This is a genomic window from Rufibacter sp. XAAS-G3-1, assembly GCF_013623775.1.
In the GTDB taxonomy this organism is placed as follows: domain Bacteria; phylum Bacteroidota; class Bacteroidia; order Cytophagales; family Hymenobacteraceae; genus Nibribacter.
This window is the reverse complement of sequence record NZ_JABFAM010000006.1, coordinates 105,813-131,344: the sequence shown is the minus strand read 5'-3', so window position 1 is coordinate 131,344 and position 25,532 is coordinate 105,813. Positions and strand designations below refer to the sequence as shown.

The following is a 25,532-nucleotide window of genomic DNA, read 5'->3' as shown; positions in this document are numbered from 1 at the left end:
TACTTTCTAACCGCTTGCTTCCGCTGTATCACTCGCTCCAAAGACCCCGTAGTGCGCGCAGTTCCTACGAGTGTCTAGTCCATTGCCGTTTAAAGCCCTTTTTTACAAAACGGCCCCTAAACGCATCTGTAGAGCCCCTCTTCGCTGGAGAGGAGGTGGGGGTGAGTTGTCTTTCTGCGGATGGTTAGATTAACCTACCGAAAGTTTTGCGTTAGTGTAAATGTGGTTGACATGAGGCAAGTTTGCAAATGCATTGCACACGTATCATTCTTATAGGAGAATAGGAGTAATTGACAATTGCTATAAAGACTTCTCTAAATAACTAACCTTACGCAGAAAGCAGTCTTACCTCCAGCCTCCTCTCCAGTTGAGAAGGCGAACCCCGCTAATGCGATTCAGGGCTGTTTTGCGAAAAACGGATCGGAAACGCGGAAACCGGTTAAATTAGATAACGGTAGAGACCAGGCACTGCCTTGTCTCAGGCACGCTTTGCTTTCTACGGTTGTTTTTTTCTGCCGGGGCAGACATCCTCCTTTTGCCCCTGCGTTTTGGGGCTAGTTTAGGGAAAACAGGCCAGAAACGGCATCGACGCACGCAGGCGCTCGCAGGTCTTCCAAACGCTACGAGGTCTTTTGGTGCAAGTGGTATGGCAGGGTGAGTCAACAAAAAAACTGGCGCTAAACTGCTGTCTTGTGGCGGGAGATGTAGCGCGCCTCCAGACCCGGCAGGAACCACCAGCGAGATTGCGTTATATCATAAATATTATAAATATTTAAGAGAAGTCATATTCATGATGCTCCATCAAAGCCAACTAGAGCATAATTTCCCTTCATGCTTCTTACTTTACTTTATCACTTCAAAACAGAATAGTAAATTCTCTAATATTTTGGGGTTAATGATTGAGAACCAATTAATTGAGTTGTGAATCTTAGTGGTATTATGCAAGTTTTATAAAAAAGGTCACATACACTGGCGGGTTCGCTTATAAAGTTACCATAGAAAATATTCAATACACAAACTCCCATCTCCAAATTAAATTAACTTAAACTTTGTATAAAAGTTAAAGAAATATAAAGATGCCATAATTGTACTATATTTTGCAAAAAGGGCTAAAGTATAAGAAATGGCTTTATTTATAAAAGTAGAAATATAACTTTATGAATGCATTTATTTCATAAATAACAGTTAACTAGATATATATGAATTTGAAAATATTTATATTGTTTTAGACTTAATTTTAATTATTCAAATTTTAAATTAGTTTTGTCTCATAGCATCAATTCTAATTTGCCTTCTACACCTTATACTTTCATTCATTAAACTTAAAATAATGAAATTAGGTTTACTACGATCAATTAGTATCCTTTCCCTGTTCTTTTCTTCTTTAAAACTCTTTGCACAGCAGCCAACCGCTCATGAAAGTGTAATACCCTATACAGCCAATTTTGGATATGGGAGTAACATGGGCTATTATGCCAATGGGTGGGATGATAAAAGCCTGGCTACTCTGGTCGATAAAGCTGGAGGGAATTCTATAAGACCAACCCTGCCAGAAACGTTTGTTGACACCTGGGGATACAAAGTCAGGTTGAGTGAGTTTCAATATTATGCCAATGATTTGGGCATGAAGGAAATAACCTGCTTTATAGAAGGCCCTTCTGAGGCGCACCGTGACAAAACAAAGTATCCAGGGGCTTCCTCCTCTAAGAGCTTTGCCAATCTCTACGAACCTATTTGGAAAGCAGATGGTACCGTAAACCCAACCAATTACTACGCCACGTACGTGTATAATCTGGTGCAACTGTACGGGCCGTATATTAAGAATTGGGAAGTGATCAATGAGCCAGACCTTGGAAACAACAAGCCAGATGAATGGCTTACCCGGGCACCGCTGCCTTCTGAGATGGAAAACTTCAAGGCTCCCTTCTTCCACTACATACGCATGTTGCGCATTACCTGGGAGGTAGTAAAAAAGTATAATCCCGAAGACCATGTAACACCGGGTGGTATTGGTCACTCTACCTACCTAGATGCTTTGTTGCGCTATACAGACAACCCAAATGGGGGGGCAGTTACCAGCCAGTACCCCAACAAAGGAGGCGCTTATTTTGATATGGTGAGCTACCATGTGTACCCTTCTTTCTTTCTGCGTATCTGGGACAATTCCATTGGTGGATTCAAATTCCTTCGTAATTCTGACTATGCCGCAGCCCAGGTAATAAACCATAAGAATGGATTTGAGGCGGTCTTGCAAAAATATGGATACAATGGGGTTACTTATCCTAAAAAGCATTTCATAGTTACGGAAACAAACATCAGTCGTAGGACAAGTGACTGGCGTAATAGCTCAGATGAAATGCAACGCAATTTTGGAATCAAAACAATGGTGTTGGCCCAGAAAAACAACATAAAGCAGGTGCATATCTATGGAGTAGGGGAAAATGTAAATGCCCCTAATACGTCTGATGTAGTTTCTGGCACAGTGGAGTATGGCTTGATGGGGCTTTATGAAAACTTAACCAGAGATGCACCCGGCGCAGAAAAACTCACCCAGTTAGGGAAAGGCATCAAGACAACCTCCCAGCTATTGCAGGGCTATGTTTATGATGCCGGGCAAACAGCAGCCTTGAAGCTGCCTGCCGGAATAGAAGGAGGGGCTTTCCGAAAAGAGGGGGAAACGGTATATGTACTCTGGGCCAAAAACCCGAATGATAAAACAGAAAGCTACTCACTGCCATTTTCCTTTCCGTCTGCCTTAAACATCTCCAAAATAGATCGTTTTGAGTGGGATTATGCGGTTAGCGGTAACAAAACCCAGCCACAACCTACAGGGCTAACTATAAACACTACCCCTTCCTTTTTTAAGGTTGCAACTGGTTCGGTTGTAAAGCAGAATCAAACCATCACGTTCAATTCTATTGAACCAAAAGTTTTTGAGGGGGAGCCTTCTTCCTTTGACTTACAAGCAACTTCTACGTCTGGTTTGACAGTTGAATTCAAAGTTGTGTCAGGGGCGGCTACTGTCAACGGCAAGTCTCTAACGGTTTCGGGCCCCGGTCATGTTACCGTAGAAGCGTCACAGGGCGGGAACAGCACCTATAATGCGGCCGCAGAAGTTAGCCAGTCTTTTGAAGTCACCTCTGGGGCTTCAACTTCCCCTACTTCCACGTTCAGGATAGAGGCAGAGGAGTACACCCGCATGAGCGGTGTGCAGACGGAGAACACCGCTGATACCGGCGGTGGCCTGAATGTAGGCTACACAGACAATGATGACTGGATGAACTATACCGTTCCGGTAAGTGCTGCCGGGCAATACACCATGAGTTTCAGGGTAGCGGCCCAGAGTAAGGGAGCAAAACTGGAGGTAAAAAATGCGAATGGCAAGGTATTGGCCACTGTAGACGTGCCAGAGACAGGTGAATGGCAGAGGTGGCAGACGGTGAGTGCCTCCATCACTTTAGATGCTGGCACTCAGACGCTGCAACTCTATGCAAAGAAAGGAGGGTGGAACATTAACTGGTTTGAGGTGACCGGCAGTGCCTCTGTGGCGCCCACAGCACCTACTGACTACAAATCCATTCCGGGCCTAATTCAGGCGGAGGCGTACTCGGCGATGTCTGGCATGCAAAAAGAAAATACAGACGATACCGGCGGAGGCCAGAACCTGGGGTACGTGGACGATGGTGATTGGGCAGACTACAAGGTGAGCGCGGCCTCCAACGGTGCCTACACCTTCAGCCTGAGGGTTGCATCGCATAGTGGTTCCAGCGTTATTGAAGTTAAAAACGCGGGCGGAGCCGTTCTAGGCTCGGTGACGGTACCCGCTACGGGCGACTGGCAATCATATACAACCGTAAAGGTGGCGGTAAACCTCAATGCGGGTGATCAGACCATACGGCTGTATGCCAAGGAAGGTGGCTGGAATCTCAACTGGTTTGAGGCGACTGCCGGTGCTGTTGCTCCGGTTCCGGCCGTAATCACCTTTCCGGTATTAAGCAATAGAACAGTGGGTGATGCGCCTTTCGAGCTAAGTGCCTCCAGCACAAACACGCAAGTGCCCATTGCCTATTCGTCCTCAAACCCGGCGATTGTGGCGGTAGCTGAGGTTTCGGGCAAGTGGAGAGCCTCCATCCTGAAGGCTGGTACTGTCACCATTACTGCCACTCAGGCCGCCGGTGCTGGTTTCCTGGCTGCTGAATCCTTGTCCCGGACTTTAACCGTAGCACCGGCAAAGGACCCAACTCCGGCCCCAGCTAACGCCATTACCGTGCAGGTGAAATTCGATTCTGCCCCCCGTTCGGCATCGTCCTCTTTTGCAGACATGAAGTACGACAAGTCAGTAGGTTTCCTGTTCGTGGCCGACGATGCTCACTTGGCTAACTATAATCTGGTCTACAAGGTGCTTCATGGCGGAACGGCCGTGGATGGTAAAACTTACCCGGGAGTGACCTATACTGACGGAGCTGGCAATCAGGTGGGCTACAAATGGAGTTTCGCTGTCAACGGCAGGGGAGACGAGCCGGGCTCGGCGTACACCCAGTACCCACAGTTAGCTGAGATGATCGCCGAAGGCTTCGATGTTATGAACCATACCCGCAGCCACGGAGGCTCTCACCGCTACCAGGAAGTCAAGGAACTGGAGAAGGAAATTTTCCAGCACACCGGTTACCGCACCAGAACTGGGGTGATTCCTACGGCTGATGAGGGTTTTGTCTCCTCCTGGATACAGGAAGGCTATAAATTCATAGGAAGTACGTTTGGAGTTGCCGCCTCCCGTGACGGTTATGATGCCTACGTGAACTGGAGTGACCGAGTGAGCATCAAGAACATGAAGACAGATTACCTGCTGGTGTCCCGCTTCAACATGGATGACATGTGGAAGGCTGACCTGGGCAGCGCTGATAGTTGGGTAGACAACATCTTTGCCGCCGCCACCCAAGGAAACAAGATCATGGGGCACGCCTTCTCCCATGGCCCTGGTGGAGCGTCTCAGGTGAAGTACTTCCAACAGTTCGTTCACTATGTGAAAGACCACCCTTCTAACCGAGACCGGGCTTGGATTGCGGGAACCCAAGAATTCGCTGAGTACTATGAGACCAAGGAAAGCGTGGTGAAATCTGAGGAACTCTCGGGTAACACCCTCACCATTACCCTGGACTTATCTAAAGTCTCAGATAGGAACAGGCTGCGTGACATGTCCTTGTTGGTAGACAGTGACCGCAACATCCACAGTGTAACCGTGACCGGCGCTGATGATTTCTCTTACAACCCGGCCACCGGGTTGGTGAACGTATTCAAGCAGAACCGAAATGTGGCCTCGCCCTTTAATGATCCAACACCGCCACAAATCACCTCTGTGGAAGCCAACGGCAAGAAGTTAACCATCACGTATGATAAGTCCGTTAATCAGTCAGGTACCGGAGGCTATGAAATAGACGGCAACGAAGTAACTGGTATAGAGGGCTCCGGTACGCAATGGACGCTCACTTTACGTAACAACTGGAATGATGGGCAGCGGTTCACTTACCGCATGCATCTGGGTAACGCGACTGGTAATGGGCTTAAGGTTACCTCTTACATTGACCATCCTATCACTAAAAAAAATAGCAAGCAACAACAAAGTGAGGGAATGGAGGCCGATTCTTCCCTGAAAGCACAATCAGCCAAATCTTCGGTGTCAGCAGACTCGTCACTCAATGGAGAGACATTAGAGGACAGCTGGTCAGTTTACCCGAACCCAGTTCGAGATAAGGTTCAGTTGCAGATAGGCCGTCCAATAATGGGTGAGTTAACTGTAGACGTGCTGAATGCTTCTGGTAAAGTTGTTAGAAGTATTATTCTGAACAAAACTGCCGGCGAGATTCTGCAAACTGTGTCTTTACAGAATCTAGCCAATGGCTTGTACTTTATTCGTCTTAGAGCAAATGGTTTGGAAGAGGTCAAAAAAGTTATCAAACAATTATAAGTCTTCAAAGAGAGGTGTCATAAACCTGTTTAGAGTTTAACTTCATCACCCGCTGGTAGCTTAGTGGGCCAGGAGGCTTCTGTTTCTAAGCTGTTTTTCAAAAAGCAGCTTGAAAACGTGAGCACCAGCAGACAGACGCTTGCGCCAGCCATGTCATTGAAATAGGTGAAATAAAGAGCTCTAAACAGGTTCCTAATCTACTTTAGATCAATCGTAAATGCTTGAAATGAATCTTGCAGAGTCTTTGGTTGATTCATGATTTTTTGAGGAACATGTTTAGAGTTTTTCATTAACCGGCATTTAAAGCAATCCTCTGGGGCAAGTGTCCGGGTTATGCCTCTTGTTTTTAGATTACTTTTATGAAAACAGGCCAAAAACAAGAGGCCGTTATTTGCATACAGCCGCGAGCATTTGCTTGTACCGCCGTTTTCAGGGTATTTTTAGGAAAACAGGCGCAAAACTGTAAACAGCTTTGAGTTAAAACTGTCTTATAAAAAAGGCCGGAGCTTTTGCTCCGGCCTTTTTTATAACTACTCAGCATGAGCTTCTTAATTGGTGTTTTTTACTGAGTTTTAGGCCACTTTTCCAGAAAACACCTTAAAAATGATTTCAGGCCGTGTTGACAAATAGTGAATGATTTCTGGCAGATGTTGCTCATAAGTTAAAAAGGGTATGAGACGCTACCAGACCATAGACCATCAGTGGGAACTGGTCGCCCGTAGCGGCGCGCCCCACATCACCCAGGGCTTGCAACGCGTGGCGACCTGATACGAGAAGACGGCCGTCAGTTTTGCCGGGTTCGTGTTCCTGCCCTCCGCTATGATTCGTCCATGCCATGATTCGTCCATTTCAACTAACAACCAAAAACTAACAACCAATAACTAACAGCTACTTCCTTAGAAAATCTCCGAAACTGGTTTGCATGTAGGCTTTGCCTTGTTCCAACTGTTTGTCTGACACCCCCGCCTCCCGCAGAATAGGTTGTTTCGCCACGTTGTCAAACGTCACCGCGCCTTGCGGCGTCACCATCCCGAACCCATCGTTGAAAACGTAAAAGGCGAACGGGGTGGCTTTGGCATCCAGCAGGTTTTTGCTCCAGGCAAAGTGGTCCGTCGGCAAGCCCATCTGCTGCAAAAGGGTGGGGACAATGTCGGTCTGAGATCCAATGGTGGATACCACCGTGTCTTTTACGGCCAACGCTCCGCCAATCATCAGCAGCGGAATCCGGAATTTGGAGGGAGCATCGTTCTGGTCACGACCCGGGAATTGGTGTCCGTGGTCGGCGACTAAAACGACCAAGGTATTCTGCCACCAAGGCATTTTTTTGGCGACGGAGATGAAGCGGCCCAAGGCCCAATCGGTGTAGTAGAAGGAGTTTTTGAACTGCGTTTCTTCCTCGTTTCCGGGAAACCTGGTGGGAATGGGTACGTCGTAGGGCTCGTGGCTGCTGAGGGTGAAGATGGTGGTGAGGAACGGTTCTTTGGGGTTCTGGTGATCGGAGAGGATCTTGTCAAAGAGAAGGTGGTCATGTACGCCCCACTTGGAGTTGTAGTGTTCGCTCCCGAAATCAGATTTCTCCACCAGTTTATCATATTGCCCGTTGATGAGGTACGACTTGATGTTGGCAAACGCCAGTTCACCCCCATAGTAATAGCTGGCGCCGTAGCCTACTTTCTTCAATTCAGCGGCCAGCTGGGGCAGCCGTTCGGTTTTCTTAGGCGTTTTAATAATGGAGGTAGTAGTCTGCACGGGATAGCCGCTGAGCAGCGCCACCATGCCTTTCTCGCTTCGGTCACCGGCGGCGTAGATGTTCTGGAACAGGATGCCTTCTTTAGCCAGCGCGTTGAAATTGGGCGTGACTTCAGCCGGGCCACCCAAGCCCCCAATAAACTTAGCCGTATAGCTTTCCAGGATGATGAACAGCACGTTAGGTTGCTTTACCCTAAGCAAGGAAGGAACGGAGTCGCCTTTGGGTTGATACAGTTCCTGCACCAGCGCCTGCGCCCGCTCTTGCTCTAAATACTGGTAGGGGTTCTTGGTCTGGTGGTTTTTCTTGATGACCGAATGCATCACATTCCAGGGCACATTTACCCCGGCGTGGTTCGCGAAAATCTTCTGGGAGAAATACACGTCGCTCTGGTTCAGCGGAATCTGCTGCCAGCCACCTCTAATGGGCAATATCAGTAAGGCCAGCAGGAACAGGCTGAGCAACAGCTCGGCTGCCAGCTGTTTTGGGCTTCTTTTGGGTGAAACAGTCCATTTTCGTCTGAGAAAAGAATACCCTGCCAGTCCCAGCACCACCAATACTATATATAGGAGTACCAGCAGCCACACCGGGGCCGAGGCGGTAGAGGCCAGCATTTCGGCGGGCGTATTGAGGTACTGCAGGGGGGTGGAATCTAGCCGGAAACCCCAGGCCGAGTATAATTCCAGATCAATGGTGACCAGCAACGCCACCAGCGGCAGCAACACATAGGTAAACCCACTTACCAGTTGAAGGAACACCTTCTTTTGCAAGGCCACTTCAAACAGGAACAGCAGAAACGGAAGCACGCTCAGATACGCGGCAAAGGAAAAGTCCATCCGGAGGCCGAACCAAAACACTTTGCTAATTTCTGAGGCCGTAAGCGAGGCGGTTTTTGGGTAATGGTAAAGGAGAAAAGTAGCCCGGCAAATCTCGAAGAAGAGAACCCAAAAGAAAAAGTAGCTGAATGATCTGGTAAGTATTCGTTTCACGCGCCAAATATACCGTTTAAAGGTGGTTCGCAAAAAAAGAGCACTTTTGCGAAGGGTAGTATTTTTAAGGGGTGTGATTAGCGTAATTGGTGTATTTTTTGAAAATGGCATCCAAAACAAGAGGGGTATTTATGAAAAATATCAAGTGTTGATAAAAAAGACCCTTAAAATTGAGGGGTGTTGCTTGGAAGTAAAATTTTCTCTCCTACATTTGAAACAGATTAATAAACCCACTAACATACATGGCCATTCTTCGTTTTAAGGCACTTGAGTTGGTAAACCAACGCACGCCAGTAGAGGTGAAGCTACCTTCTGACAAAATCTCTGATTATTACGGTAGCAACGTATTTGGTATTGATGCCATGCGTGCTACGTTAGCCGGTGATTATTTCAAACGCCTGCAGTTTGCCATCAGAACCGGCAGTAAAGTAGACCGCAACCTGGCCGATGCCGTGGCGGGTGCCATGAAAACCTGGGCCCTGAGCCGCGGAGCCACCCACTACACCCACTGGTTTCAGCCCCTTACCGGCGAAACCGCCGAGAAACACGACTCTTTCTTTGACCTGAGCTCAGACGGCCGCGCCATTGAAGTGTTCAAAGGAAGCGCCCTGGTGCAGCAGGAACCAGATGCCTCTTCTTTCCCCAGCGGCGGAATCCGGAACACGTTTGAGGCCCGGGGCTATACGGCCTGGGATCCCACCTCGCCGGCTTTCATCATTGAAAACGCCGGGGCCAAGACGCTGTGTATCCCTACCATCTTCGTTTCTTATACCGGTGAGGCACTTGACTACAAAGCCCCTTTGCTCAAAAGCTTACACCAGGTAGAGAAAGCGGCCCTGGACGTTTGCCAGTATTTTGACAAAGACGTGACCAGAGTCACCACTACCCTGGGTATAGAGCAGGAGTATTTTCTGGTAGACCGCGCCTTGTTTGATGCCCGCCCAGACTTGGTGATGACCGGCAGAACCGTGTTTGGGCATGAGCCTGCCAAAGGCCAGCAGTTGGAAGACCACTATTTTGGGGCCATTCCCTCGCGCGTGCACGCGTTCATGGTAGACTTTGAGGCCGAGTCGCATAAACTGGGCATTCCGCTGCGCACCCGTCACAACGAGGTGGCCCCCAACCAGTTTGAGTGCGCGCCCACCTTTGAAGAGGCGAACCTGGCCGTAGACCATAACCAACTGTTAATGGATATCTTAGACCGGGTGGCCGAGAAGCATCACTTTAAGGTCTTGTTGCACGAGAAACCCTTCAAAGGCGTAAACGGCAGCGGCAAGCACAACAACTGGGCCCTTAGCACCGACACCGGCGTGAACCTTTTCGCCCCGGGCCGTCGGCCGAAGGAGAACCTGCAGTTCCTGACCTTCTTCATCACCACGGTAAAGGCAGTGCACCGCTACGCGGATCTGCTGCGCGCCAGCATCGCCTCGGCCAGCAATGATCACCGCTTGGGCGCGAACGAAGCGCCGCCGGCCATCATGTCGGTGTTCGTAGGCAAGAAACTGACCGAGGTGCTGGATGAGCTGGAGCGTACCGCCAAGTTACCGCTGGACAAAGGCGACAACGTGTACCTGAAGCTGGGCATCGACAAAATCCCTGAGATCTTGCTGGACAACACCGACCGTAACCGTACCTCGCCGTTCGCCTTCACCGGAAATAAATTTGAGTTCCGGGCCGTGGGTTCCTCGGCCAACAGTTCCAACGCCATGACCACCCTCAATGCCATTGTGGCCGAGCAATTGATGGACTTTAAAAACAGCGTGGACGAGATGATGGCTCAGGGCAAGAAAAAAGAAGTGGCCATTATTGACGTGCTGCGCGAGTACGTGATTTCTTCCAAAGCCATCCGGTTTGAAGGAAACGGGTATTCCAAAGAGTGGGAAGAAGAAGCAGAGCGCCGTGGGTTGAGCAACATCCGCAAGACACCCCAGGCTTTGGACAAACTGGTGGACGAGACGGCCATGGAGGTCTTTACCAAGCATAATATCTTTAGCCCAAGAGAGTTACACGCCCGCCATGAGATCTTGCTGGAAGACTACATCAAGCGCGTGCAGATTGAATCCCGCGTGATGGGTGACCTGGCCATGAACCACATCATTCCTACCGCTATCGCCTACCAAACCAAATTGGTGCAAAACATAAAAGGCCTGCGCGAAATAGGATTGGATAACGATGAGTACATCAACACCACGCTGCAAACCATCAAGAACATCTCCAGGCATCTGACTACCATCAAGACCACCGTAGATGCCATGATTGAGCAGCGGAAAGTAGCCAATAAAATTGAAGACACGCGAGGGCGCGCCATCATGTACACCGACGAGGTGTTGGGTTTCTTTGACACCCTCCGCTACAGCGTAGACAAATTGGAACTGATTGTGGAAGACGAGCAATGGCCACTGGTGAAATACCGTGAAATGCTGTTTAGCCATTAAGTCTACCTGATTCTTACCCTGAAAAGCCCCTGCCGTAAAGCAGGGGCTTTTTCTTTGCAGAGCGTTTTAGGCCTGTTTTTGGAGAACCAGAGCTAAACATACCGCCTAAAGTATCTTCCATGGCAGATCAGGAATCCTCCTGACACAAGCGTCCGCTTGCGCCAGAAAACCAATAGAAGGACGTAAACACAAGTTGACTACCCGCTACCACCTTTCCTTATCTTGCTGTTCGGGAGTAGAACTCCCCGGCAGGTTGCTTCCGGAGTGGAACTCCGGAAGAGCGGGATTGGGGATGATAGGATTGGGTATACTAACTGCCTGCTACTACTTACTTTCCCCAGTTACAGTCTTCCCCGAGCGCGCCTCGCTTTTGGCCTTGGACAGGCGGAGGCTAAGCGCAAATATCTTCCCGGGCCGAAAGGGCAGTGCGAAAGGGGAAGACGGGGCCTCGCGGCCGTGAGCGCTTAGCGGAAACTATGAAACAACACAGCACCTGCACCCGCGCAACAAACGGACAAGCCAAGGGAACAGCAGAAGGCATGCACCTACCATACCACGCATTTAGCAGGCAAGGCAACAGCAAAAAGCATGCACCTGCTAATACCCTCACACAAACGCACAAGGAAAGCGAACAACCTAAGCCGTGCACCTGCCAATCTCCTTAAAAGAGCAGGCCAACGCCTAATAATTCCCTACGGAAAGCATGACCAGCGTACAGGCGTGCATGGTTTTGATGTTCTGCTCCTGCGCCTTCCTTTCCAGTTCTATGTTTTCGGTGCCCGGGTTGAAGATGATGCGCTTCGGTTTGAGGGACAGGATGTAGTCATACCAACTGGGTTGGTTTTGCGGCCCCACGTACAAGGTCACCGTGTCTACCTCGTCTACCGCAGGTTTCTCGGTTTCAATGGCCAGGCCCGCCACTTCCCCTTTCCTGATTCCCACCGGCACCACCTCGTGCCCCGACCTTTTCAGTTGGTGTACGGCTTTATAACTGAAGCGTCCCGGATTATCAGAGGCGCCAATCACCACAGTTTTTTTCATCGTTTTACCCTTAGTTTTCAGAAAATAGCCCTAAAAGGACTTTCCGTATTTATACTCCTAAAATGGCCGTAGGTTAACTCCGCACCAACAACGCCACCTGCTCGGCGCATCTTTCGCCGTCCATGGCCGCCGACACGATGCCCCCGGCGTAACCGGCCCCTTCGGCACACGGGAAAAGGTTCTGGATCTGCGGATGCTGCAGGGTTTCCTTGTCCCGGGGAATACGCACTGGTGAGGAGGTTCTGCTTTCCACGCCTACAATTTGCGCATCATTGGTGAGGTAGCCCCGCATTTTATAGCCGAATTCCTGAAAACCGCCCCGTAACCGTTGTCCGATCATGGGCGGAAGTACGTCTAACATATCTACGGAGGCCAGCCCCGGTTGATAGGAAGTGTCCAGCAGGGAAGAAGAGACTTTGCCTTTCACAAAGTCGTGCAGGCGTTGGGCCGGGGCCACCTGCGTGCCGCCCGCCGCCGCCCAGGCTTTCTGCTCCAGGGCTTGCTGCAAACGCAGACCCGCCAGCGCGCCGTGTTGTTTCAAATCCATGTCTTCCAGATTCACCGCTACCACAATGCCGGAGTTAGCGTACCTAGAATCGCGCCTACTGGGCGACATGCCGTTTACCACCACCTCGCCGGGAGCTGTGGCCGATGGTACAATGAAGCCGCCGGGGCACATACAGAAGGAGAACACCCCGCGTTCCTGGCCTTTGTAGGCCACCTGGTGCACCAGGGCGTAAGAAGCGGCCGGTAAATGCGGCCCGCGGTCGCCGTTACAATGGTATTGAATGCCATCTATGAGGCTTTGCTGGTGCTCTACGCGCACGCCCATGGCGAACGGTTTGGCTTCAATTAGAATATTGCGGGCGTGCAGCAACTCATAGATATCGCGGGCCGAGTGCCCGGTGGCCAGAATCACGGCTTCGCCCTCCAAGGAGGAACCATGCTGGGTTATCACGCCCTTCATCTGGTTTCTCTCCAGAATAAAGTCGGTGACCCGCGTGTTGAAGTGGATTTCGCCGCCCGCCTTCAGTACCGTTTCCCGCATCTCCGCAATTAAAACCGGCAGTTTATTGGTGCCGATGTGCGGGTGCGCGTCAAACAGAATATCGGTCGAGGCCCCGTGCTGCACCATGATCTGAAGGATGCGCTGCACGTCGCCGCGTTTTTTGGAGCGGGTGTAGAGTTTTCCGTCTGAGTACGTGCCCGCGCCGCCCTCCCCAAAGCAGTAATTGGAATCTGGGTTGACGAGGTGCTCTTTGTTGATGGCCGCCAGATCACGGCGTCTGGCGCGTACGTCTTTTCCGCGCTCTACCACCACGGGTTTCAGCCCCAGTTCAATGCACCGCAGCGCCGCGAACAAGCCGGCCGAACCGGCACCCACAATCAGCACCCGCTTGGCATTAGGCTTCAGTTCTGGGTAGGTGTACGTGGGCAAAATAGTGGAAAGGTCTGGGGCCTGGGTGTAGACATCGGCGCGCACCTTCACCTGCACCTTACGGCCCCGGGCATCTATGGAACGTTTGATTTTATGGATGAAAGCGGCGTCTTCGGGGTGGAGGATACCGGCTTGTTGCAGGAGCTCGCGCTCCAGCAGGGCAGGGTCATAGGCTACTTCGGGTGCCAAGACCAAGTCAAGTTCTTTTTTCATGAAGTAAGGGTAAGGTAGTTAACCTTAAAGCGAGGTTGGGGTTGTGCCCTCTTTCTTTGCGATTGGTTTGGCAAAGATAGGTACTCTTCTTAAACCAAGAGCCAGGCAGGAAAATTCGTTTTAAGGCTGTTTTTACCAAAACACACGCAAAACCCAACCCCTTCTTCCCATTATCAGCAATATAATGTCTTGTTGAACAGTTATTTGGTCGTTGGTTCCCGGCGAGGCTGGAGACGCGCTTCATCCCCCGGGCACGAGACTGAAGCCTCGCGCCAGTTTTTTGATAGCCCACCCAGCAACTCCGCTTGCTCCAAAGACCTCGTAGGGCGCGCAGCTTCCACGAGCGTCTACGCCGATGCCGTTTCTTGCCTATTTTCCCCAAAACAGCCCCGAAACGCTGGAGCGAATGTCTGCACCAACAGTAAAACCAGCTGTAGAAAGCAATGCGTACCCGAGACAAGGCAGTGCCTGGTCTCTACCGGTAGCTAATCTACCCGCTGATGCGTTTTGGGCCTATTTTCTTGAAAACCACCCCAAAACGCCTCACCCCCAGCCCCTCTCCACGGGAGAGGGGCTGGGGGTGAGGTCTTCGCTGCGGAAGTAGGCCCTTTCTGTTTGGGAGGTATTTTCTGGAATTAACGGCAATATAATAGCGTGGGTATATAATCTTTTAAAGATGTATTTAATTAAATGAAGAATCTTTGAAAAAAGAAAAGTACAGAAACTAAAAATTCAGTAATGAGCGTTTTCTTTGTAGTCCAGAATAATTCTGGGTTTGAATAATTACAAGAAGAAAGGAGGAGGAGAGAGGAAGCGTACCAAAGAATAATTCCGCATTATCCATCTAAAAACGCTTAATCCAGTTTAAAAGTATAGCTGGCAAAGACAAATAAACAGGTTCCTACCCAAGCGTTGAAAAATAGGAGCTAATCTTTTTGCGAGCGGGAAACAGACAACTTGCACTATCTGAGCACGTTGCAGACATGCAATTTCAGAGGGCAAGGTATTCCGCTCATAACATTCAAAAACCTAAATGAAGAAAGTTATATTTTTCAGCTTCGTCTTGTTGCTGTCGCTGGTTAGCCATGCGTGGGCACAAAGTCGGACAATAAAAGGAACGGTAACCGATGCACAGACGGGCGAGGGAATGCCCGGGGTTACTGTTCAATTGAAAGGGAGCACCAATGCTGTTCCCACCGGGGTAGCCGGTGAGTATGAAATATCGGTACCTTCCGCAGAGGGAACGTTGGTTTTCACCTTTATCGGCTACGCTAACAAGGAAGTAGCCATTGGCACCCAGACCACCATCAACGTGGTTCTGGCGGCAGACCAGACCCAATTGAATGAGGTGCTGGTAGTAGCGTACGGAACGGCGGAGGAGAAATCATACACCGGCTCTGTGACCTCAGTTAAGTCTGAGGCTATTGAGAAAATGCAGGCCAATGACGTCACCAAAGCGCTGGCAGGCTTAGCTCCCGGCGTACAGGTAACCTCTTCCAGCGGACAGCCCGGCACTACCAGTACCGTTCGGATACGGGGGGTAGGCTCGGTAAACGCGGGCAGTGCGCCCTTGTACGTGGTAGACGGTGCGCCTTACTCAGGAGACATCAACGCCATTAACCCGCATGACATTGAGTCCATGACCGTGTTGAAAGACGCTACGGCTGCTTCCCTTTACGGATCAAGAGCGGCCAACGGGGTGATCGTGATCACGACCAAAGGCGGTTCTGCGCCCAAAGAGCCCACCATCACGTTTGGCGCCACCGTTGGGGTGTCTGACTTTGCCGTGGATGATTACAAGACGGTGAACGCCAGCCAGATGTATGAACTTACCTGGGAAGCCCTGCGCAATGACGCCAGAGCAGATGCTTCTTTATGGAAGAACAAATTTGCATCACCTGAGGAGTATGCCACAAAAACGGTGGTCACCCGTTTGGCGGGTGCCGGTAACGGCCAGCAGTACAACCCGTTCAGTGAGGTAGAGCCGGTAGGTTTGGATGGTAAAATCAAACCGGGTTTAACTCCCGCGTGGGACGAAGACTGGCGAGATGCCTTGTACAGAAAAGCCATGCGCCAGGAGTACGACCTGAGCGTGCAGGGTGGTACCGAGAAAGGGAATTACTATTTCTCAGGTAACTACCTGGATCAGGAAGGTGCTTTTATCACTTCCGGCTTTAAGCGTTACTCCAGCCGTCTGCGCCTGAACTCCCAGCTGCGGGACAACATCAAGGTTGGGTTGAGTGCCAACATTTCCTATACCGACCAGAATGCGCCAACTTCCAGCGGTACTTCCTTCCGTAACGTGGTGTCTTGGGGACGCAACATCTCCAGCATTTACCCAATCTTCAGAAGAAAGAACGCTGACGGTTCCCCGTTCACCGGGCCGCAGGAATATGATTACAACACCGCCCGTCCGTACGGGAGTAACAGCAACCCGGTGGGTACCACGGTACTGGACATCATCCAGGGCAATAACCTGACCTGGGGCTGGAATGGCTTTGCGGAAATCGGTTTCCTGAAGGACTTCAAGTACAGAACTACGCTGGCCTTGAACGGCGACAACTACCGGGGCGAGACCTTCTACAACCCTAACTTTGGCGATGCCTCTGGCACAATCCGTGGGCGGGGTACCCAATCCAGGTCTTCTTACACGGAGTACACCTTCAACCACATCCTGAGTTGGAACAAAACCTTTGGGGTGCATAGCCTGGACGCTTTGGGTGGTTTTGAGGTGTTCAATCTGTCTTCCAACTCCGTGTCTACCCAGAAAACCGGCTTTATTCCGGTGGCAGGCATGACCGAACTGGACAACGCCGCTACCATTGTGAACTCAAGCTCCCAAAAAGACAGACGGGCGTTGCAAAGCTTCCTGGGGCAGGTGAACTACGGGTTGGCAGATAAATACTACCTGTCTGCCTCGTTCCGCCGCGACGGGTCAACCCGTTTCTACGGAAATCAGAAATGGGGGAACTTCTACTCGGTGGGGGCTTCCTGGAGGCTTTCTGAGGAAGACTTCATGAAAAACCTCCTGTGGGTGAGCAATACCAAGCTGCGGGCCAGCTACGGTACCTCTGGCAACGAGAACCTTTCCTCTTACTACGCCTACCGAGGGCTGTATGACACAAGCTATCCAGACTTGTCTGCGCCGGGTATGATTGTGTCTACCTTGGAGAACAAGCTGTTGACCTGGGAAAAGCAAGCCATCTTCAACGTTGGGGTGGATGCCACCTTGTTCAAGAGATTGGATGTCTCCCTGGATTACTATGACAGAGAATCAAAAGACCTGCTCTTGGACAGACCCATGGCTCCCTCTCTAGGCTTTGTTAGGGTAGCCGATAATCTGGGCTCTATGCGCAACAGAGGCTTTGAGGCCAACATCACGGCTCATCTGGTGGACACTGAAAACTTTGGCTGGACGGCCAACCTGAACGCGGCCCATAACACCAATGAGTTTACCAGCTTGCCACAGCCTTTCATTCTCTCTGGCACCAAGCAGTTCAAAGTAGGGCAGTCTATCTATGATTTCTTCATTGAAGACTTCGCCGGAGTAGATCCTGCCACTGGTTTGAGCATGTGGTACCATGACGTGACCAACGCAGAAGGTGTGGTAGAAAGACAAACCACTACAGATTACTCCAAGGCAACCCGTTACTACGTAGGGAACGCCCTGCCTAAAGTGACGGGTGGTTTCTCCAACAACCTGCGCTACAAAGGTTTTGACCTGGGTCTTTTGCTCAACTACAGCTTTGGCGGTAAAATCCTGAACACAGACTACAGCGGCCTGATGAGCGGCGGTGCCTCGGCGGGTACCAACTGGAACATAGACATTCTGGACAGATGGCAGAACCCCGGTGACATCACAGATGTCCCTCGTCTGGGAACCGGACAGTCTCTGAATGCCAACGCCCGTTCTTCGCGGTTCTTGACAGATGCCTCTTACGTGCGCATGCGGAACGTAACGCTGGGGTACACCTTGCCCGCTTCTGTGCAGGAGCGTTTGCGAATGAAAGGCCTGAGAATCTTTGTGCAAGGCGATAACCTGCTCACCTGGTCTAAAGGACTGGACGGCATGGATCCAGAGCAGTCTATTGATGGCTTGACCAACAACAGCTTCCCAACCATGAAGACTTACTCCGTAGGGGTTCGTGCTTCTTTCTAATCTTTGAAAATTAGCCTAAGAGATGAAAATCAATAAAGTAAGCATATATACCGTCCTGCTGGGTGCCTCCTTGGGTTTGGGGGCCTGCCAGGACGACTTCCTGGAAACCCTGCCGTCCAACGCAGTGTCGTTTGACCAGGCGTTCAGCTCACCGGCAGCCGTAGAGGCCGCCCTCACCGGAACCTACCGGCTAATGCGTGACGCGGTAGTCAATTCCGGTTCGGGCACATCTACTGACAGCTACGGTGTTCCGCACTTCAATCTCACCTGGGATGTGATGGGGCAGGACATCATGGCCAACAGCAACTGGTTTGTGTACCAATATGAACTGGACAACAAACTACCCACTTACCGGGGCACCTACACGTTATGGGCCACCAACTACGGGGTCATCACCAATGCCAATTATGTCATTGCCAAGTCTTCTACCGTGCCCAACATCACGGAGAACCAAAGCAAGCTATTTGAAGCAGAGGCAAGAGCCCTTCGGGCCTTTGGGTATTTCAATCTTGCCAGAACGTACCAGCATACGTATCTGAAAGATCCTAATGCCCTGGCGGTTCCTTTAGTGCTGGAGCCCACCACAGAGCAATCTGTGGGGCAGGCAAGAGCAAGCCTTGCAGAGGTATATGCCCAGATTGTGGAAGACCTGACCATTGCGGAGCGTGACCTGATTGCCGCAAGGCCTGCAAAAAGCCGCATCAATAAAAATGTGGCCCAAGGACTTCTGGCACGTGTTTACCTGGAGATGGGAGAGTGGGGGAAAGCCGCTGAATTTGCCGCTAAAGCCCGTCAAGGCTATCCCTTGATGTCGGCCAATGAGTACAAGGCGGGTTTCAATGACTTTGGCAACCAAGAATGGATGTGGGGCTTGCCGCAGGCAGCTGACCAGCAGGTAGGTTTCGCCTCGTTCTTCTCCTTTATAGACGGCCGCTACACCCTTGACTCCAAAGGAAACAGAACCTACGTGCGCCGGGGCTACAACAACATTAGGGCAAACGACAAGTTTGTGGAGTTGTTTGCCTTGACCGATGCCCGCAGAGAGTTCCAGGAAGCAGCGGGCGTGACGAACTCTAACCGCTACACCATCACCAAGTTCAAAGACCTGCCAGATCTGAGCGGGGATTTCGTCTTGATGCGGGCCGCGGAGATGTACCTGATTGAGGCCGAAGCCAAGGCTCGTTTAAGCGAGAACGAGGCGGCCCAGCAATTGGTGTATCAACTTCGTCAGCAACGCTTCACGGTGGCTGCTGATGCGGTGAGGCCCACCACTACTGGCACTGAGCTGGTGGATGAGGTTTGGGTGGAGCGCAGAAAAGAACTGTACGGCGAAGGTTTCGGCTTAATGGACATCAAACGTCTACAGAAGCCCCTGGTACGCACCGGCAACCATACCGCGGTATTGGGTACCACCCCAGCCAACAGTGACCTGTTCATCTACATGTTCCCGCAACTGGAGATTACCAACAACCCTAATTTCGGGCCTCAGAACCCATAAGGAACCCTGAGGTTCCTACTCAAAAAGGCTGCTCTTATTAGAGCAGCCTTTTTTGTTTTAGGGCCGTTTTGGAAATGTAAGGATTATACTCGCTCGCCTCTGGCGAGCGAGTGAACCTTTTGTTTTGGGGCTGGATTTTAAAAAAAGGCCAATAATCGCACTCGCAGTCCTTCGGCAACTTTGCTTTTTACCTGCTACTGTTTTAAGGCTGTTTTTCATAAAACAGGGCGTAAACAGACAAAAAAAGAGGGAGCATTTGCTCCCGGCTGAAGATAGGCAATAACGATTCAGTCTACTTCGCCCACAATGTTGTTGACCCAGCCTTTGCCCCAGTTGTCTTTCTCTTCCTGCGTCCAAATGTCGGGGAAGAAGATGCGTTTCTGGAACTTGGGCGGAAGGTACTTCTGCCAGTTGGTGCCTCCGGTAGCGGCAATAACCTCGGGATCCCGTTGCAGGTAGCGCACCGCAGATTTATAGTGCATGAGCGGCCAGTTCACGTTCACGTTGCTGTCCAGTTCTTTCAGGTGTTGAAGGAGCTTTGGGTTTTGCTGCTCATTTGGTGAAAGTAGCCTGAAAACCGACCAGACATTCTTGTGCTGGTACGCGCGGGCGTGCTGCATCAGCTCATCGGCGTACTTTTCCTCAAACTGCAGCAGCGTCAGCGTCTTGGCGCCGGTGGCCGCCTCGGTGGCGCCTTCCTTCCAGTAAATGCAGCCGAACATCTCTTCATGGGTGCTTTGCTGGCCCAGGGCCTCACGGCGGGCTTTGTCGGTGAGGTTGCGAAGATCAGTGGAGCAGATCTCAATCTTGCGGTACTGCACGCTCTGGAACCCGCTGGCGGGCATAAGGGCCATCCTGAACTTGAGGAACTCTTTGGGATCCATGCCGTCTACCATCACGTCAAACGAATCAATCAGGTTCTCAAAGTAGCGGTTAATGCGGCCAACGCGCGTAATGAGCAGCTGGGCCGTAGGGGTGGGGTGCTCCCCAATCTGTTTGTACTCGTGCAGGCAAAGCTTAAAGTAAAGCTCCGTCACCTGGTGGTACATGATAAAGATCTCCTCATCCGGTATTTTGGTGCGCGGCGTCTGCAGGCTCAGCAGCGTGTCCAGGTGAATGTAGTCCCAGTAATTGATATAATCTGAGTACAGCAGCCCCTCCAGATAAGAAGCCAGGTCTTGGCCCATGTGGCTGTATTTCTGCTGGAGACGTTCCAACAGTTCCATTACCTGGGGGGAGAAGGTTGGGTCTGGCATATATTATTTTCTGAATGTTGTAATTATCTTTCTTTACTTGCGACAAAGAAAGTAAAAGAAATTGGTTTGGAGCCCTCAGGCAGGAAAGAAACGCAAGCGCCCTGAAACGAAGAGATACAGCGTTTCTGGGCTCTCTTTCTGAAAAGAGGCTTATTTCTGATAGGTAAACAGGCGCGAAGGGGAAACATTATCTTTACCTTTGATGCTGGAAGAACGCATAAAGACCATGGCAGAGAAAAGCAGCATTTTTGATATGATTGGCCCGGTCATGATTGGCCCCTCCAGCTCGCACACGGCCGGGGTGGTGCGTATTGCGCGGGCCGCCATCAGAATCCTGGGGGCTCCGCCTGCGGAAGCCACCATCACGTTTTATAACTCGTTTGCCCGCACCTATGAGGGCCACGGCAGTGACCGCGCCATTCTGGCCGGGCTTTTAGACTTTAAAACCGATGATACCCGCATCAAGGAGTCTTTTACCCACGCAGCGGAAAATGGGCTGAAATACACCTTCAAATCGGTGGGGAATGCCTCTACCATGCACCCCAACACCATTAAACTGAACCTGACGGCAGCTGACGGCCGCAAGGCCGAAGTGATTGGCCAAAGCCGGGGTGGCGGGGTGATCAGCATTGTGGAGGTAGACGGCTTCCCGTCCAATTTTTCGGCCAACCTGCATACCTTGATCATTGACGCCGATGACGTGACCGGCAGTATTGCCTTTATCAGCAGCATTATTGCCCATGATGACTGCAACATTGCCACCATGAGCGTGTCCAGGAAAGGGCGGAATGATGTGGCCCGCCAGTTCATAGAAATGGACTCGGGGCTGCGGCCCATCTCGCTGGAGTACCTCCGGCAACTGAGTTGGGTCAACAACGTGATCTACATCCCTAACATTGACTTATAAATGCGACGTTTCCCTTCTAAATTTCTTTCTACGCTGGGTTTGGTCATGGGCTGCCATGCCTTCTCTTTTGCCCAGACCACCACGCCCACAGAAACCGTCTGGACGTTGCAGCAATGCATTCAGCACGGTGTACAGAACAACCTTCAGGTAAGGCAGTCTGGCTTGCAGGTAGAGCAGGATGCCCTCAATGTGAACCAGGCCCGGGCCAACAGGCTGCCGTCTTTGAACGGAAGCGCGTCGTACGGAAGCAGCTTCGGTTTTTTCAATGACCCAATCACCTATGAGCAGCGGAATGAGCAGAACCAGTCCAGCAACTTCTCGCTGCAAGCCTCTGTGCCGCTGTTCAGTGGCCTGCAGATACAGAATACCATCAAGCGGAACCGGCTGGATCTACAGGCCACCGAGCTAGACCAGAAAAGGGCGCAGAATGACTTGATGCTCAACATTGTGACGGCCTACATGCAGATTCTGCTCAACCAGGAACTGCTGAAAACAAACCAGGAACGCTACAACCTCACCAAGATCCAGGCCGAAAGAACCGAAAAGCTGTTCAAGGCCGGTAGCGTGCCGGAAAGCAATGTCCTGGAGCTGAACGCCCAACTGGCCAGCGACGAGCTGAACATCATTACCGCCCAGAACCAGATAGAACTGGCCGAGCTTCAGTTGATTCAGTTGTTGAACCTGGAGAACGCCCAGCCCGCCAACTTCGCCATTGAGATACCCACGCTGCCAGACCCAGACCAGTCAGTGATTGCGTTTGACGCGCAGCAGGTGTATGAGACCGCCGAAGGCATCATGCCTGAAATTAAAAGCAACCAGATTAGGGTGGAGAGTGCGCTCAAGACCATAGACATCGCCAAAGGCGCCTACTATCCTACGTTAAGTTTAGGCGGAAGCATGAGTACGCGTTTTTCCAGCGGAACCCCGTTCTTTACCATCGGGCCGTTGCAGCCGGTCACCGAAACCATAGGCAATGTGAACGGTGACCCCAGCCTGCCGGTCACTTATACCTACCTGACCAGACAGCGCACGCCTACTACCTACAAATACTTTGATCAGCTTTCAGACAATTTAGGGCAGTATGTGGGGGTGAGCCTGAACGTTCCAATCCTGAATGCTTTCAGAACCCGGAACAATGTGCAGCTTTCCAGAATTGGGCTCAGAAGCGCAGAACTGAACACCGCCATCGCCAAAAACCAGTTACGGCAGAACATTGCCCAGGCGTATACCGATGCCGTAGGGGCCCAAAAGCGGTTTGTGGCCGCCAGAAAACAGCTGGAATCCTTTGAGCAATCCTTCAGAAACGCCGAGATTCGCCTGAACAACGGGCTCATCAACAGCGTGGACTTCAACGTGGCCCGCAACAACTACGTGAAAGCCCAGTCAGACATTATCCAGGCCAAATACGACTATATTTTCAGACTTAAGTTCCTGGAGTTCTATCAGGGAAAAACCATCACTCTCTAAAACAACATGGCAAAGCGCAAATCAAACAAACTGTTATACATTCTGGGTGGCCTGCTGGTGCTACTGGTGGTTGGGCTAATGGTAGCCAAAAAGAATGGCTGGATTGGAAAAGAAGAAGGAATTGAAGTAGCCGTGGCCAAGGCGAAACCGGCCACCATTGTAGAGAAAGTAAGTGCCTCTGGCAAAGTGCAGCCCGAGATTGAGGTAAAGATCAGCCCAGACGTTTCCGGTGAGATCACCGAGCTGTACGTGAAAGAAGGCGATTCGGTGGTGGCCGGTCAGTTGCTGCTCCGCATCCGCCCCGACAATTACCAGGCCATGGTAGAGATGCAGTCGGCGTCGGTGAATACCCAGCGCGCCAACTTAGCCCAGGCCAGAGCCAGGTTAAACCAGGCCATGGCCAACAGCAAAAACGTGCAGCAATCGTATGAACGTAACCGCAAGCTGTTTGAGCAGAAGGTGATCTCCCAGTCTGAGTATGATGCGGCCAGAGCCCAGTTTGAAGCCAACAAAGCCGAAGTGGACGCGGCCCGGCAAAGCGTTAGGGCCGCTGAGTCAACCGTGCGCAGCGCCAGCGCCTCTCTGGAAGAGTCCAGAAGAAACCTGGACAAAACCACCATCTATGCACCGGTGAGCGGCACGGTTTCCAAACTGAACGTAGAGCGCGGCGAGCGCGTAGTAGGTACTTCGCAGATGGCCGGTACTGAGATCATGCGCATTGCCAACCTCAACAACATGGAGATACGGGTAGACGTGAACGAGAACGACATTGTACGCGTCCGTCTAAACGACTCGGTTATTGTGGAGGTAGACTCGTACACCAACACCAACCGTAAGTTCAAGGGAGTGGTGACCTCCATTGCCAATACCGCCAAAGACGCCGCTTCTTTAGAAGCCGTGACAGAGTTTGAGGTACGCATCCGGTTACTGAATGAATCTTACCAAGACCTGATCCAGAAAAACGGCCGCACCCCTTTCAGGCCCGGCATGACGGCCTCGGTAGACATCATCACAGATCAGAAAGACAATGTGCTTTCCGTACCTCTGGCCGCCGTGACCACGCGGGCCAAAGACAACAAGGACCCCGGTGCCAATGGCCCGCAAAATAACTTAACCCAGGAAGAGAAACCGGCCCGGGCCGGAGACCGCCCCCAGGAAGTAGTGTTTGTGCACGAGGGCGGCAAAGTGAAAATGGTGAAAGTAACCACCGGTATCAGTGACTTTGACAACATTGAGATTCTGTCTGGCTTAAAGGCTGGCCAGGAAGTGGTTTCGGGGCCGTTTAGAGCGGTTTCCAAGCAGCTGAAAGAAGGTGACCTGGTCACCGTGAAAGATGAAAAGGCCCTGAGTAAAGAATTGAAAGAAGATACGTCTGAAGAAGAGAAATAAGCTTTGCAGGAAAAAGAAAGAGTAGCCGTATTGGGCGGAGGCAGTTGGGCCACCGCCCTGGTTAAGATTTTATCAGAAAACAAAACGGAGGTCTGCTGGTGGCTCAGAAACAAAGAAGATGTGCAGCACCTCCAGCAATACGCCCACAACCCCAGATACCTCAGCGGCGTCCGGTTTGACCTGGCGTACGTGCATCCGTCCAGTGACATTCAGGAAACCGTAGCCCAGGCAGACTGGGTGATCCTGGCCGTACCCGCCGCCTTCGTGCAACAGGCTTTGTCGCCCTTGGCGGCCGATGCGTTGAAGGGGAAAACGCTGGTATCGGCGATCAAAGGCATGATCCCTGGGGAGAACCTGCTCATCACCGATTTTCTGGAGCAGCACTACGGCGTACCCGCCGATAGGCAATGCGTGATTGCCGGGCCCTGCCACGCCGAGGAAGTCGCCCTGGAAAAGCAGTCGTACCTGACCATCGGCTCGCATGACAGAGACCGGGCGGAACTATTCTGCGCTTTGCTCCGCAACCGTTACGTCAAGGCCAACCCGCTGGACGACATTGATGGGATAGAGTACTGCGCCGTCATGAAAAACATCATCGCGCTGGCCTGCGGCATTGCCCACGGCCTCAACTACGGTGACAACTTTCAGGCCGTGCTGGTTTCCAATTCCATGGAGGAGATAGAACGGTTCCTGGATGCCCTCATGCCCCTGCACCGCGACCTGAAAGGCAGTGCCTACTTAGGTGATTTGCTGGTGACCGCTTATTCCCAGTTCAGCCGGAACCGTACCTTCGGGAACATGATTGGCCGGGGCTACACCGTGAAATCAGCCCAGATTGAGATGAACATGGTGGCCGAAGGATATTATGCCGTCCAGAGCATCTATGAACTAAACAAACGCCTGAAAGTAGACATGCCCATCACCACTGCAGTCTACAACATCCTGTATGAACGCATCTCGCCGAGAGTTGAGATAGAGATCTTAAAGGATAAGTTTAAGTAAGTTTTCATAAAAAGAGCCCTAAAACA

Annotated in this window: 12 protein-coding genes; 8 read left to right on the top strand and 4 right to left on the bottom strand. The window is 51.3% G+C overall.

Annotated elements, in window-relative coordinates:
- Positions 1–1,462: 1,462 nt before the first annotated feature.
- Positions 1,463–5,965 (top strand): carbohydrate-binding protein, encoded by a 4,503-nt coding sequence (locus HHO50_RS07280; RefSeq protein ID WP_181305353.1) that lies wholly within the window; start codon positions 1,463–1,465, stop codon positions 5,963–5,965.
- An 888-nt stretch (positions 5,966–6,853) separates the two neighbouring features.
- Here the strand turns inward: HHO50_RS07280 and HHO50_RS21510 are convergent.
- Positions 6,854–8,701 carry an LTA synthase family protein gene (locus HHO50_RS21510; protein WP_181305352.1) on the bottom strand — a complete coding sequence of 616 codons (1,848 nt, stop codon included), beginning with the start codon at positions 8,699–8,701 and terminating at the stop codon, positions 6,854–6,856.
- A 242-nt stretch (positions 8,702–8,943) separates the two neighbouring features.
- Here HHO50_RS21510 and HHO50_RS07270 point away from each other — a divergent pair, with 242 nt between their 5' ends.
- Positions 8,944–11,136: a glutamine synthetase III gene (locus HHO50_RS07270; protein ID WP_181305351.1), complete on the top strand. Its 2,193-nt coding sequence runs from the start codon at positions 8,944–8,946 to the stop codon at positions 11,134–11,136.
- Between the two features lie 681 nt (positions 11,137–11,817).
- On the opposite strand, the gene HHO50_RS07265 is transcribed toward HHO50_RS07270, so the two are convergent.
- A complete protein-coding gene (locus tag HHO50_RS07265) occupies positions 11,818–12,177 on the bottom strand; it encodes a CoA-binding protein (protein WP_181305350.1) in 360 nt (119 codons plus the stop codon).
- A gap of 73 nt (positions 12,178–12,250) precedes the next feature.
- Positions 12,251–13,828: an NAD(P)/FAD-dependent oxidoreductase gene (locus HHO50_RS07260; protein ID WP_181305349.1), complete on the bottom strand. Its 1,578-nt coding sequence runs from the start codon at positions 13,826–13,828 to the stop codon at positions 12,251–12,253.
- A 1,033-nt stretch (positions 13,829–14,861) separates the two neighbouring features.
- Between HHO50_RS07260 and HHO50_RS07255 the strand changes: the two genes are divergently transcribed.
- On the top strand, positions 14,862–17,987 hold the full coding sequence (locus tag HHO50_RS07255) for a TonB-dependent receptor (protein WP_181305348.1): 3,126 nt from the start codon (positions 14,862–14,864) through the stop codon (positions 17,985–17,987).
- Between the two features lie 22 nt (positions 17,988–18,009).
- Positions 18,010–19,485 (top strand): RagB/SusD family nutrient uptake outer membrane protein, encoded by a 1,476-nt coding sequence (locus tag HHO50_RS07250; RefSeq protein WP_181305347.1) that lies wholly within the window; start codon positions 18,010–18,012, stop codon positions 19,483–19,485.
- Positions 19,486–19,772: 287 nt separating this feature from the next.
- Here HHO50_RS07250 and HHO50_RS07245 read toward each other — a convergent pair whose 3' ends face one another.
- The gene (locus tag HHO50_RS07245) at positions 19,773–20,741 is read right to left on the bottom strand and encodes a tryptophan 2,3-dioxygenase family protein (RefSeq protein ID WP_181305346.1); all 969 of its coding nucleotides are present in this window, start codon (positions 20,739–20,741) and stop codon (positions 19,773–19,775) included.
- A 226-nt stretch (positions 20,742–20,967) separates the two neighbouring features.
- On the opposite strand from HHO50_RS07245, the gene sdaAB reads away from it, so the two are divergent.
- Genes sdaAB through HHO50_RS07225 form a run of 4 tightly spaced genes read left to right on the top strand, consistent with a single transcriptional unit; the run spans position 20,968 to position 25,506 of the window.
- On the top strand, positions 20,968–21,648 hold the full coding sequence (gene sdaAB, locus HHO50_RS07240) for an L-serine ammonia-lyase, iron-sulfur-dependent subunit beta (RefSeq protein WP_181305594.1): 681 nt from the start codon (positions 20,968–20,970) through the stop codon (positions 21,646–21,648).
- Positions 21,649–23,115 (top strand): TolC family protein, encoded by a 1,467-nt coding sequence (locus HHO50_RS07235; protein ID WP_181305345.1) that lies wholly within the window; start codon positions 21,649–21,651, stop codon positions 23,113–23,115.
- 6 nt (positions 23,116–23,121) lie between these two features.
- Positions 23,122–24,504 carry an efflux RND transporter periplasmic adaptor subunit gene (locus HHO50_RS07230; RefSeq protein WP_181305344.1) on the top strand — a complete coding sequence of 461 codons (1,383 nt, stop codon included), beginning with the start codon at positions 23,122–23,124 and terminating at the stop codon, positions 24,502–24,504.
- A 3-nt stretch (positions 24,505–24,507) separates the two neighbouring features.
- Positions 24,508–25,506, top strand: coding sequence for an NAD(P)H-dependent glycerol-3-phosphate dehydrogenase (locus tag HHO50_RS07225; RefSeq protein WP_181305343.1), 999 nt, complete (start codon positions 24,508–24,510; stop codon positions 25,504–25,506).
- The last annotated feature ends 26 nt before the right edge of the window (positions 25,507–25,532 follow it).